Origin of the sequence: Psychrobacter sp. AOP22-C1-C5 (assembly GCF_052378885.1) — a bacterium.
Taxonomy (GTDB): Bacteria; Pseudomonadota; Gammaproteobacteria; order Pseudomonadales; family Moraxellaceae; genus Psychrobacter.
The window spans coordinates 76,832-89,825 of record NZ_JBQSYC010000003.1; the positions used below are offsets into that span (position 1 = coordinate 76,832).

Consider the following 12,994-nt stretch of genomic DNA (forward strand, 5'->3'; position numbering starts at 1 on the left):
AATAATTTGTGTTATTTGACCTCAATAAATAAAAATAGGATGCCCTCTCAATGAAATATGAAGAGCAATTACAACGTATAAAAAATGGTTCAGGTTTCATTGCAGCACTTGATCAAAGTGGTGGCAGTACACCAAAAGCATTAGAGAACTATGGTGTTACTGGTAATGATTATGACAATGATGGTGCCATGTTTGATTTGGTACATGAGATGCGTAGCCGGATTATTACCTGTGACGCTTTTGACAGTAAGCGTGTGCTTGGCGCGATTTTGTTTGAAGATACTATGGATCGTGAAGTCAATGGCAAACCAACAGCTACCTATCTATGGGAAGACAAACATATCGTCCCGTTTTTGAAGGTAGATAAAGGTTTGGCTGAGCAAATGAGCGGTGTACAAGTCATGCGTCCGATCCCAGATTTGGATTCGGTGTTAGATAAAGCGAAAAGTCACTCTATATTCGGTACCAAAATGCGCTCAGTGATTTATGAGCCAGACGTCGACGGTATTGAGTTGGTCGTGCAGCAGCAGTTTGATGTGGCAAAACAAATCATCTCAAAAGGTTTGATGCCAATTGTCGAACCAGAAGTGGATATCAATAGTAATGAAAAACATGATTGTGAGCTTATTCTCAAAACCAGTATCTTGCATAATTTAGAGCGTCTGAATGACGATCATCAAGTGATGCTGAAACTGACATTGCCTGAGGAAGCAGGGTTTTATCAAGAATTAATCGATCATCCAAAAGTACTAAAAGTAGTGGCTTTATCAGGTGGTTATAGTCGAGACGAGGCATGTGCTAAGCTTAAGCAAAACCCAGGTATGATTGCGAGCTTCTCCCGAGCTTTCACTGAAGGCTTAAATCGTCAGCAAAGCGATGAAGAGTTTGCCAATACGATTGATAGCTCAATTGAAAAGATTTATGAGGCGTCAAAGGTTTAATACTTTTCAATTTAGCTAATATAAGAATCCCAATGAACAAATTGTTCGTTGGGATTTTTTTCTTAAATGTATTTATTTGTATTGGTTAAGTATCAATTTTTATCTATTATTAACAGAATTAAGTTTATTGCTAAATCAAATAGTTACTAATCTGAATGGATATATCAATGAATATACGTTACTTGAGTCTGGCTTTAGCTTCTATGCTAGTAATTTCTGGTTGTGGAAACGACAGTAATAATAATGTCAGTCTACCATCAGCGCCCGTTTTACCAACTCCTGAGCTGCCAAAGCCAGACAGACCTCAAAACCAAGTATTTGGATTTGCCTTTAATGGTAAGTCAGATTTACGAAATATTCATGATACTAACAATGTAGTGCAACGTTTGGTGGTAGATGATAGCGGTGAATATTGGATGATTTATAACAACACTATTGATTTACAAGGCAATCAATTAGACCCTTTACCAGATAAAGTATCTTATGGATTAATGCATGGAACCTTTAGTGAGAATACAGTTAATTATAGCTACAACTCAGAAAGTACTGACTTTAGTGTACTTAATAGAACTCGTAGGGTGTTTGACTTTTCTGTTGAAACAGTAGCGAATAATGCTTTAAATTTAATATATGTAATTGATTTTGGGGATACCCTTGCCGTCAACACTAACTCAGTACTTGCAAGAACTACTCTACCGGAAAAACAGGAAATTAGTGAACAGGTAGGACAAAGCACAGGCGTACTTGCTGGGACATTTGGAATAAGTAGTGGTACTTTTACTGTCAATAAAGGTGGTACTTTTAATATTATTGACACCAGACAATGTATTATTCGAGGTACGTTAAAAAATAATAATAACTCCAAGTTTACTGTAGTTGACGCCATCATTGATGCGAGCTCTCAACGATGCCCATTAGAAGATGGGGTAGCTAGCGGCATAAGATTAATAGATGATGAAGGTGGCACTATTTTACTTACCACTCCAAATGACAATAATGGCTATATCTTTAACTACGCCTAATAAAATATGTTTGATAATAAAAATTGATATTTTATCGAAGCATAGAAAGCTCAGATTCAGTAATCGGATCTGAGCTTTTTTCATTGGTACTTTTGGGTCACGATGCGTTGACCTACACCTTTTTATATAACTACCTGCTACATTTATTTGGTCGTCATATTAAGCGTTTATTTCTTAACGATTTAAAAGCCAATGCAAAAAAGCCCGAACCTAATAATTAGGTTCAGGCTTTTCAATGATAAGACTATGTTTTAAAAGGTGGTTTGAAGCGCGATACTAGCACCTTGGTCATCATAGTTCTCACGCCACTCGCTGCGATAGCCAGCAGATAGAGTAGTTTTAAGAGTAGGCATGTAGCTGACACCAATACCTACGATACCAATCTCACGTCCAACTTCTTGTCCAATTGTTGTGAAACGGTCATTCGACAAACCAACGAAGCTCGCAGTGATGTCTGAATTCTGATCACCATTTTCGATAGCGGCTGCTAACTGTCCTGTAATAGCAAACTGCGGCGTAAGATATTGAGACATTTTTAGACCTGCCGTCCAGCGCATGGACTCGTATCTGTTTTCATCGACGTTTAAGTTATAAACGCCAGCGCCTGTTTCACGGTAACTATCGCTCTTCGCTTGCGCATAATTTACTTGTGCAAATGGTGTTACATGACGCTGTTCACTACCAATGCGATGATCGACCCCCAATCCCGCTCGTAAGGTATCGACATCGTAGTCAGAGCGAGCAATAGCGTTAGTCAAGATAGACAAGTGACGCTCGCCTTTAACCGAACTACTACCAGCACCAGCATGGAAGTTCACATGAGTTGCCTCACCTGCTGCATAGTTACCGTAGCCCAAGACCTGCCAGTTTTTGGCAGTCAGTTTGTGATCCAGACGGCCACCATCGGTGTCGGCATCAGTGTCGATGTAAGACACTGCTACACCTAAATTAAGGTCACTGTTTATCGGCATATCTAAACCAACAATAGCACCATAGCTATCTGCTTCGTAGCCTGTGACTCCGTTTTCGGCATCATGACTGCCTGTATTACCGATCAGTTTCGCCCAAACATTTCGCTCAGTTGTAGTAGCGCGATGCTCAGTAACGGCTTCACTTGCCGCATAGTTAGTATCTGTAATGATACGGTTGGTTGCACCCATGAATAAGGGTTGTAGCTGATTAGCAGCGGCTGCTAACTGATTCTGATTAAAATTGGTGGTTGAGCTAATAAGTGTTTTCGCCAGATCATTATCGTCATTTGCAATTTGATCTTGAATAGCGCGGTCTAGAGCGTAAGCAATGCCTACATCATTACGTTGTGATTGAGTATTGACTGACTCTACAAATGTAGTATCAGTAACTGGCGGTTCAGGCGTAACTACTGGCGGTTCAGGCGTAACTACTGGCGGTTCAGGCGTAACTACTGGCGGTTCAGGCGTAACTACTGGCGGTTCAGGTGTGACTACTGGCGGTTCAGGTGTGACTACTGGTGGCTCAGGCGTGACTACTGGTGGCTCAGGCGTAACTACTGGCGGTTCAGGCGTGACTACTGGTGGCTCAGGTGTAACTACTGGCGGTTCAGGCGTAACTACTGGCGGTTCAGGCGTAACTACTGGCGGTTCAGGTGTGAGTACTGGTGGCTCAGGCGTGACTACTGGTGGCTCAGGTGTAACTACTGGCGGCTCAGGTGTGACTACTGGCGGTGTAGGTGCGCCCATTTTTAGATGAACAGCATTAGGATCGCTATAGTCTGCATAGAAGCTTACTAATGGACTGTTGTCACTTATTTTTGTAAACTCACCTACGCGAGTGGTAGCCTTGACGATATCCTTCCATTCGTTATTGCCAGATAGGTTTTGGATAGCATCAGAAGCATGGATCTTTAATTCGCCCTTACTTATATTAGCCGTACCATTAACCAATAACTTACCATAGCTGTTCAAATTACCTTCATCTTCGACATCAAGGGCAATACCTAGCGATTCATTTGCCGCCATAGTATAGTTGCCATTTAACTGAAGAACACCTTCTGTAATTAGTGTCTCACCTATCCATTGCTTGCTGTTAGCAGACATTGTTAACGTGCTATCACCAACTTTTAAAAATCCTCCCTTGCCACTTTCAAAGTCTACAGAACCAACATTGCCTGTTATAACAGCATTAGGATTGATAGTAATATCGTCATTAACTTCAAACTTCAGCCCATTTGCTCCAATCTCAATTCGTTGTTTATCAGTAAAATTAGCAAATAAATTTGATTGAGCTCCAACGTTTAGAGTAGATCCATCAAAATAAACATCAGAAAGTACCGAATTAACACCACGCGAAATATTATCAACACCTAAAAATCCATTATTAACAACCCTTAGAGTCCCTGACCCTGCATTACCAACTATAAGGTTACCAGCATCGACAAAAGCACTATCAATATTGAGCTCACCGATACCTGTTGTAGTATCACCAATAATGGTATCTTCTGAGATATCCATTCCAATAGACCAAGCCTCATTATCAACATCATAAGTGTTGTTAATGTTTACGATGCCTTTGCCTTCTCCGCCTATTACGAGACGCTCACTATCAATGCTACTCGTAAAAAAGTTTGAGCCGCCATTTAAATTAACAGTACCAACTCCTGTTGTAGCATCTCCCACTGTCATAAGGCTATTTACGGATACACTACCGCCATTTTTAACGTCAAGTGTGCCTGTTCCAAATAAACCAACAGCTAGACCATTATTACCAATGCTCATAGTTGATTTATCGAGAACAACTTCACCTACAGAGCCTTCGTTATAGCCTATACGCATCTGGTTTGCGGTTAATCGAGACTGTTCGGTTAGGTTCAAGTTCCCTTGAGTTTCTGCCCCTACTAGAACTTCGTTTGCGATATTAACGATAGCGTTGTCAATATTTACATTGCCTATATTGCCACCTTGGGCATTGAGCTCTTGATTGCCAAGCCAAAGATTATCCGCCGTAACTGAACCATTGCTCTTTACCGATAAATTACCACTACCGTCGTTTTGTCCAATGAGTATACCTTGTGCATTGAAAGAACTACCTTGGCCAGATACTTTAATGGTGGCATTGCCTACCACGCCAGTAATGTCATTGGCAGTAACAGTACCTTTATTATTAATAAATAGCTCTGAGGGCTGTCCTGTTTCTGTTTTTTCCAAGATTAATTTATTGACTACTAGTTCAGTTCCTTGATTGCTAACCGTATCATTTTCAACAAAATATGCATCATCATTTATCGTCGTCGTCTGACCATTGTCATAGGTAACTGCCAGCGCCGAACCAGAAGCACAAAGCACAGTTACAGCTAGTGGCGTAAGTAAAAGCTTGGTCGCGACTTGAGACTTACCAGAAGACTTACCGCGCGATTTGGCAAGCTCAGACACGCACTGGTAAACACCTAGAGAATGGTTAAAAACAACACGATAGACATGATTCATAAATGTACCTTAACAGTAGACAGTGAGGACATAACAATTGCTTGTAAAGTTACCCGTATCTTACTCTAAGTAATGGATTTGTCTATCTATTTTTACACAAATGTTTATATTCTAAAATACGCACATAAGCTATCAACTATATTCTTATTAAAAAGCCCGAACCTAATAATTAGGTTCGAGCTTTATTCTCTAATATTTTTATACTAGCGTCCGTTAAACCTCTTTATATAACTGACGTCCTTCTTCATGATATTTCCCAGCCATTTCCGCCATACCTTGACGTACTTCTTCAGCACTCGCTTCGCCTACTTGCCCTACAAGTTCAGTATCTACTTCTTTAATCTGATGACCTATGTCCGTTAAGTCGCCCGTTTGTGGCGTGACTCCTTTGTTAATCACTTTTTGATTAGCTGCATCTTTGTCCAGTCCTGCTGCATAATCACGCACGTTTTGGGTGATCTTCATGGAGCAAAATTTTGGTCCACACATGGAGCAAAAGTGCGCGGATTTATGAGCGTCTTTTGGCAAAGTTTCGTCATGAAATTCACGTGCCGTATCAGGATCAAGCGCCAGATTGAATTGATCGTCCCAGCGGAACTCAAAACGTGCTTTGGATAAGGCATTGTCACGTGCCTGTGCGCCGGGATGTCCTTTTGCAAGGTCAGCGGCATGGGCGGCAATCTTATATGTAATAATGCCGTCTTTGACGTCCTTTTTATTAGGCAAACCCAAATGCTCTTTAGGGGTGACGTAGCAAAGCATGGCCGTACCAAACCAGCCAATCATCGCCGCACCAATGGCGCTGGTGATATGATCGTATCCTGGTGCAATATCAGTCGTTAAAGGTCCTAACGTATAAAATGGCGCGTCTGCACACAGCTCAAGCTGTAAATCCATATTTTCTTTAATACGGTTCATCGCCACGTGTCCCGGCCCTTCAATCATGACTTGTACGTCATGTTGCCATGCCACTTTGGTCAACTCACCCAAGGTTTTAAGTTCGCCAAATTGCGCTTCGTCATTGGCATCTTGCAAACAGCCAGGACGCAGACCATCACCTAAGCTAAATGCCACATCATATTGCTTCATAATCTCGCAGATATCTTCGAAATGCGTGTATAAAAAGCTTTCTTTATGATGCGCAAGGCACCACTGCGCCATGATAGAGCCACCACGGGACACGATCCCTGTTAAGCGATTCGCGGTCAGCGGTACATAGCGGAGCAGGACACCTGCGTGAATGGTGAAGTAATCAACGCCTTGTTCTGCTTGTTCAATCAAGGTATCACGGAAAATCTCCCATGTGAGATCCTCTGCTACACCATCGACTTTTTCGAGTGCTTGATAAATGGGTACGGTGCCAATCGGCACAGGCGAATTGCGAATCAACCATTCGCGCGTTTCGTGGATATGATTGCCCGTTGATAAATCCATGATAGTGTCCGCGCCCCAACGCGTCGCCCATGTCATTTTTGATACCTCTTCATCAATGGAAGAACCAAGCGCTGAGTTACCGATATTAGCATTGATTTTCACCAAGAAATTGCGACCGATAATCATCGGTTCGGACTCAGGGTGATTGATGTTATTAGGGATGATGGCGCGTCCAGCAGCAACTTCACTGCGCACAAATTCAGGCGTGATAATTTTGGGTGTATTGGCACCAAAACTTTCACCTTCATGTTGACGCCTATCGGTCAGCTCATGCTGCTTTTGGGTTTCGCGAATGGCAATATATTCCATCTCAGGCGTGATGATGCCGCAACGGGCGTAATGCATTTGCGTGACATTGCCTGAGAAACCATTGCCTGTCTTAGCGCGACGTGGCTTATCGATATGAGCGAATCTTAGGTTGGCTGTGCTGATATCGCGGGCGCGTGCTTGTCCGTATGAGCTGGATAAACCGTTTAATTGTTCGGTGTCGCCGCGTTCTGCAATCCAGTCGGCGCGCAATTTTGGTAGGCCACGAGTTAAGTCGATATCGACGGTGGGATCGGTATAAACACCTGAAGTGTCATAAACATAAAACGGTGGGTTTCGTTCCCAATTTGCCTCATCCGTGCCTTGAATAGGTGTTGGATCAAGAGTGATTTCGCGCATGGGTACTTGAATATCAGGACGCGTGCCTTCGATATAGACTTTTTTGGAGGCGGGGAGGATACGATGCAGATCGCGAGCGTCTTCTTCAAAACGCGTGTCACCTGCTGCACGGTGGGCAGGGGTTTTTAGCGCCTCTGATTTTTTGTCCGTTTTACTGCTCGACTTATCAGCAGGTTTCGGAATAGCAGACGTGTCATTATCTGGAGTGTAGATTTGGGTGGTCTGTACGTTTGAATGTGTCATATGCTGTCCTAGCGTGTTGGTTTTTGAATAAAATCAACACCGCCAGTAGCTGCGGGGGTGGCGCTATGGGATACAGACAAATGCAATCATAAAGCAGACAGACTATCGCACTGAAAGTGGTAAGTCGTCTTTAGACGATTGCTAGGCACAGCTAATTATTAAAACCATACGTCCGCAGATAAAAACGCTGCTAAACATTGGCAATAATAAAAAGGCATTTCTGCGCGCCCTTTGTACATATAGAACATAGGCTTAAGACTTCCCTGCGTCGGTACTAACCGCATCAGGTTCGGCGGGTGATCTCTCAGCGAATGTATCAAGGCGACTACTTTAAAAAAGTAGGCCAATAACACACCGCACCCCGAGTCTGTCAGTGTTGTAAATCAACTTTATACTAGCAAAATTCTACCCTGACGGCTAATGGTATTTAGGAAAGATATTCTGCTAAAAAGGGAATGCAGCATGAATGATACAAATCCCCCGCAGCTTCGGTCAGCAATAACGCAGCAAGCAAGAAAAATATGTACCACTCACGTACCATCATGTCGCCTATCTGTTTTTTACTATTGACGATAGACGCCTGAAAAAAGGTTTAATGAATGTGAGCGAAAATGAAAGATAAAAGTGGTTGTCATCAAACTGTCATAAAAACTTGTCAATATATCCCGCATGTCACAAACAATGTTTTTTTGTATCGTTGTTAAACTTTAGGAGTCCTACATGCGTTATTCATTATTAGCAGTGGCCGTCAGCTGTACATTAGTACTTACGGCATGTAACAAATCGACTGATACGACAGAGCCAGCTGCTGATACTAGTAGTGCTCCTGTTACAACCACTGAAACTACTGGCAATGCAACTACCGGTGCCGCCCCTGCTGCTGGCACAGGTTTTAAATCTGCTGAAAATATCGCAATGAACATCACAGGCGCTGGCGCTTCGTTCCCGCAGCCTATTTATGCTAAATGGTCTGCTGACTATAACGCTGACACTGGTGGTCAGGTTAACTATCAATCAATCGGTTCTTCTGGCGGTATCAAACAAATCCAGTCAAAAACAGTAGACTTCGGTGCTTCTGATGCGCCTATGACTCCTGAAGAGCTTGAGGAAGCGGGTCTTATTCAGTTTCCAACGGTCATCGGCGGCGTAGTACCAATCGTTAATATCGATGGTATTGAGCCAGGCGCGTTGAAGTTGGATGGTGAAACCCTAGCCAATATTTATTTGGGTAAAATTAGCAAATGGAATGATCCTGCTATCACAGCATTGAACCCAGATTTAACGCTACCTGATGCAGCTATTACGACAGTATTCCGTTCAGACGGTTCAGGTACAACCTTTAACTTCACAGATTATTTGGCTAAAGTTTCAACTGATTGGAAGGATACAGTCGGTGTTGATAAAACGGTTAAATGGCCAACGTCTGCGACTGGTGCTGGTGGTAAAGGTAACGAAGGCGTTTCAAGCTACGTCAACCGTATGAAAAACTCTATCGGCTATGTTGAGTATGCCTACGCTAAACAAAACAACATGTCACACACAGCGCTTAAAAACGCAGCTGGTAACTTCGTACAGCCTTCTGCAGAAACGTTTGCAGCGGCAGGTGACATTGACTGGTCAAAAGAAGAAGGTTTTTACAAAGTTATTACCAACTCTGAAACTGCTCAAGCATGGCCAATCGCTGCAGCGACATTCATCTTGGTACACAAACAACCAGAGAATCCTCAGCAAGTGGCTGGCGTATTGAACTTCTTTGATTGGGCCTATAGCCAAGGCGATGATGATGCCATGGCATTAGATTATGTTCCTTTCTCAGATACTGCTGTAGCACTATTCAAAGCAAAATGGAATGACGTAAAAGGCAGCGATGGACAACCTGTTTATAAGCCAGCACAGTAACCAGTTTATTCTAATCATTGTTTAATAATGTTCCAGTTACCCTCTCAAATCACTATTCTCCGGTAGTGGTTTGAGAGGTTTTATCACAGCAAATTTAATCTTCATCTTGATGGATTGTACTGATAAACATATCCACTTCTGCTTTTTAAGTTTGTTGTCATAAAACCTGCGTAATTCTTCCAATATTTTGACTCGATCTATTCAATGCTGAGACACTTATGAATGACTTAAGGTCCCAATTGGCTAAACAAAGACGTTACGATACGTTGTTTGTCAATGCAACCAAGGCTTTTGCCATACTTGTACTCTTATCTCTAGGCGGTATTTTACTTTCCTTAATCGTTGGAGCATGGCCGAGCATTCAAGAATTTGGTCTTGGCTTTTATACCAGCAATAACTGGGATACGGTTTCTAATGAGTATGGTGCGTTAGCGCCTATTTACGGCACATTAGTGACATCGTTTATTGCCATTATGATTGCCGTACCAGTCAGTTTTGGTATTGCCATATTTTTGACTGAGATGTGCCCTAAGTTTTTAAAGAAACCTCTTGGCATTGCTATTGAGCTGCTGGCAGGTATCCCCTCCATTATTTATGGTATGTGGGGATTGTTTGTATTCGCGCCTTTCTTTGGCGATCATATTCAGCCATGGTTTATTGAACATGTGGGGCCGTTGCCTATTATTGGTAAGCTGTTCACTGGTGCGCCAATGGGACTGGGCTTGTTCACCGCATCATTGGTGCTTGCCATCATGATTATTCCTTTTATCGCTGCCACCATGCGTGATGTTTTTTCTGTTGTGCCAGACTTATTAAAAGAGTCAGCTTATGGCATGGGCGCGACGACTTGGGAAGTTATGTTCAAGATTATCTTGCCTTATACCAAAGCGGGTGTCGTCGGCGGTGTCATTTTGGGACTGGGACGAGCACTGGGTGAAACGATGGCAGTGACTTTCTTAATTGGTAACGCCTTTAACATCAGTCCAAGTTTGTTTACGTCGGGCGTCACGATTACCTCAGCCTTGGCGAACGAGTTTGCTGAAGCTTCTAGTGAGCTACATCTGGCTTCTTTACTACATTTAGGCTTAATCCTATTTGTCATTACCTTCATTGTGCTGTCTCTTGCGAAGCTTATGCTCATGCGCATGGACAATAAAGCAGGCAACCGATAGTCATTCGGCGGCCTGAGATTTTGATGGTTATCGGTATTGACAAAAAAACGGGACACAAATTTTATGCTTTCTAACAATACAATCAATGCGCCACTGCCAGTTAACACAGGTTTTGAAGGTCGTTATAACCGAAGCCTCTATAACAAGCGCCGCTGGACCAATAAACTTGGTCTAGGCTTTGCAATGTCGGCGATGGTTTTTGGTTTGTTTTGGTTATTTTGGATTCTATTTACACTGTTTGTTGAAGGCTTTCAAGGCATCGTACAACTGCCAGTATTTACCGCCGATACGCCGCCGCCGATGAGTCCAGGCGGTTTGCGTAATGCCATCGTCGGTTCAATCATGTTGGCGTTCTCAGGATTGTTTATTGGCGCACCGATTGGATTGATGACAGGTGTGTATTTGTCTGAATTCTCTCAAGGCAGTATGCTTGGCAAAGTGACGCGCTTTTTAAATGATATTTTGCTCTCAGCGCCATCAATTGTTATCGGTCTCTTTATCTATGCACTAATGGTAAAAGGCCAAAATTTTTCTGGTTGGGCAGGCGCGTTGGCATTGGCATTGATTGTCATCCCTGTAGTCGTACGTACCACCGAAAACATGCTCAATCTGGTGCCAAACAGTATCCGTGAAGCGGCCTATGCACTGGGTACGCCTAAGTGGAAAATGGTGACGCAGGTGACTATTAAGGCGGCAAAAGCGGGTCTGACCACAGGTGTATTATTGGCGTTTGCTCGTATCACTGGTGAGACAGCACCGTTACTATTTACTGCGCTGAACAATCAATATTTCAGTACGGATATGGGTCAACCGCTGGCCAACTTGCCCAATACCATTTATCAGTTTGCGATGAGTCCTTACGAAAACTGGCACACACTTGCATGGGCAGCAGCACTTCTGATTACCACTTCTGTATTGGTGTTGAATATTACCGCCAGATACATTGGTAGTAGAGGTCAGGTCAAGTAAATACTGACAATAGAGCGCATGATACTAGGTAAATGCTGAACACTGTAACTACTAAGCACTATGAATATTAGGTACTATGAACATTAAGTACTATGAATACTCAGCATTTACTTAAACTTATATAAATTTTAATTGAGCTAGGTTGGATAAGACTATGAATGACGTCGTAAGCAAAGTTCGCACAAAAAAGACGGCTGATCGCTTCAATGAGACAACAGGCAATCTGTTAACTAGATCCAAGTCTACTAGCGGCCATAAAGAACAGCCAGACATCAGCAGTCTGACCAAACAAACGCTCCATGACATCCCAAAAAACATGCCCCCTGCCAAAATGGAGATTCGTGATTTGAATTTCTATTACGGTGATTTTAAAGCGTTAAAAAATATCAATATCGATATACCGGACAAAAAGGTAACTGCCTTCATCGGTCCGTCAGGGTGCGGTAAGTCTACGTTGCTACGTACCTTTAACCGTATGTATGATCTATATCCAGGCATGCGTGCAGAAGGCAATATTAACCTAGATGGCAAAAACATTTTGGCCAAAGACATTGATGTGAATTTACTACGCGCCCAAGTCGGTATGGTGTTTCAAAAACCAACACCGTTCCCAATGTCAATCTATGACAACGTCGCCTTTGGTGTACGCCTTTATGAAAAGTTGAGCAAAGCGGAGCTGGATAATCGCGTCGAATGGGCGCTGAAAAAAGCAGCATTATGGCCAGAGGTAAAAGACAAACTAAAAGCGTCTGGATTGTCTCTATCAGGTGGACAGCAGCAGCGTCTTTGTATCGCGCGTAGTGTCGCCACCAAGCCTGAAGTGTTGTTACTCGATGAGCCGACCTCAGCACTCGATCCTATCTCAACAGGTGCTATCGAGGACTTAATTGAAGATTTAAAGAATGACTATACCATTGCCATCGTCACTCATAACATGCAACAAGCCGCGCGCGTGTCAGACTACACCGTCTATATGTACTTGGGCGATATGATTGAGATGGGCGAGACGGATCAGATATTTACCAAACCGAATCAAAAAGCGACGGAAGATTATATTACTGGTCGCTATGGTTAATACTAAGGTTTGAGCAGGCACGGGATGCTCGATAGCCAATTTCAACACATATCATGAGTCGATACGTTTGACCCAAGAAGCAGACCGCGCTCCTAAAATATGGATTTCAGGG

Annotated in this window: 8 protein-coding genes and 1 riboswitch; of the genes, 6 read left to right on the forward strand and 2 right to left on the reverse strand. The window is 42.9% G+C overall.

The features are described from left to right. Nucleotides 1-50: 50 nt before the first annotated feature. Nucleotides 51-941 (forward strand): fructose bisphosphate aldolase, encoded by an 891-nt coding sequence (locus ACT3TH_RS05105; RefSeq protein WP_444754776.1) that lies wholly within the window; start codon nt 51-53, stop codon nt 939-941. A 167-nt stretch (nt 942-1,108) separates the two neighbouring features. Beyond that, the gene (locus ACT3TH_RS05110) at nt 1,109-1,963 is read left to right on the forward strand and encodes a hypothetical protein (RefSeq protein WP_444754777.1); all 855 of its coding nucleotides are present in this window, start codon (nt 1,109-1,111) and stop codon (nt 1,961-1,963) included. 251 nt (nt 1,964-2,214) lie between these two features. On the opposite strand, the gene ACT3TH_RS05115 is transcribed toward ACT3TH_RS05110, so the two are convergent. Together ACT3TH_RS05115 and thiC are read right to left on the reverse strand one after the other, a co-directional pair. Continuing rightward, nucleotides 2,215-5,424, reverse strand: coding sequence for an autotransporter domain-containing protein (locus ACT3TH_RS05115; protein WP_444754778.1), 3,210 nt, complete (start codon nt 5,422-5,424; stop codon nt 2,215-2,217). A gap of 213 nt (nt 5,425-5,637) precedes the next feature. Then, nucleotides 5,638-7,767 carry a phosphomethylpyrimidine synthase ThiC gene (thiC, locus tag ACT3TH_RS05120; RefSeq protein ID WP_444754779.1) on the reverse strand — a complete coding sequence of 710 codons (2,130 nt, stop codon included), beginning with the start codon at nt 7,765-7,767 and terminating at the stop codon, nt 5,638-5,640. Nucleotides 7,768-8,010: 243 nt separating this feature from the next. Then, nucleotides 8,011-8,141: riboswitch (TPP riboswitch) on the reverse strand. A 346-nt stretch (nt 8,142-8,487) separates the two neighbouring features. Here thiC and pstS point away from each other — a divergent pair. From pstS to pstB, 4 genes are all read left to right on the forward strand, one after another. Continuing rightward, on the forward strand, nt 8,488-9,666 hold the full coding sequence (gene pstS, locus ACT3TH_RS05125; RefSeq protein WP_444754780.1) for a phosphate ABC transporter substrate-binding protein PstS: 1,179 nt from the start codon (nt 8,488-8,490) through the stop codon (nt 9,664-9,666). Nucleotides 9,667-9,884: 218 nt separating this feature from the next. Continuing rightward, the gene (gene pstC / locus ACT3TH_RS05130) at nt 9,885-10,838 is read left to right on the forward strand and encodes a phosphate ABC transporter permease subunit PstC (protein WP_444754781.1); all 954 of its coding nucleotides are present in this window, start codon (nt 9,885-9,887) and stop codon (nt 10,836-10,838) included. Nucleotides 10,839-11,021: 183 nt separating this feature from the next. Then, a complete protein-coding gene (gene pstA, locus ACT3TH_RS05135; RefSeq protein WP_444755112.1) occupies nt 11,022-11,807 on the forward strand; it encodes a phosphate ABC transporter permease PstA in 786 nt (261 codons plus the stop codon). 154 nt (nt 11,808-11,961) lie between these two features. Beyond that, a complete protein-coding gene (pstB, locus tag ACT3TH_RS05140; protein ID WP_444754782.1) occupies nt 11,962-12,882 on the forward strand; it encodes a phosphate ABC transporter ATP-binding protein PstB in 921 nt (306 codons plus the stop codon). Nucleotides 12,883-12,994 lie beyond the last annotated feature (112 nt).

What these genes read in the sequence shown, in the direction of transcription:
- ACT3TH_RS05105 (WP_444754776.1), top strand. Translation starts at nt 51, where the DNA reads ATGAAATATGAAGAGCAATTACAACGTATAAAAAATGGTTCAGGTTTC.
- ACT3TH_RS05110 (WP_444754777.1), top strand. Translation starts at nt 1,109, where the DNA reads ATGAATATACGTTACTTGAGTCTGGCTTTAGCTTCTATGCTAGTAATT.
- ACT3TH_RS05115 (WP_444754778.1), bottom strand. Translation starts at nt 5,424, where the DNA reads ATGAATCATGTCTATCGTGTTGTTTTTAACCATTCTCTAGGTGTTTAC.
- thiC (WP_444754779.1), bottom strand. Translation starts at nt 7,767, where the DNA reads ATGACACATTCAAACGTACAGACCACCCAAATCTACACTCCAGATAAT.
- pstS (WP_444754780.1), top strand. Translation starts at nt 8,488, where the DNA reads ATGCGTTATTCATTATTAGCAGTGGCCGTCAGCTGTACATTAGTACTT.
- pstC (WP_444754781.1), top strand. Translation starts at nt 9,885, where the DNA reads ATGAATGACTTAAGGTCCCAATTGGCTAAACAAAGACGTTACGATACG.
- pstA (WP_444755112.1), top strand. Translation starts at nt 11,022, where the DNA reads ATGTCGGCGATGGTTTTTGGTTTGTTTTGGTTATTTTGGATTCTATTT.
- pstB (WP_444754782.1), top strand. Translation starts at nt 11,962, where the DNA reads ATGAATGACGTCGTAAGCAAAGTTCGCACAAAAAAGACGGCTGATCGC.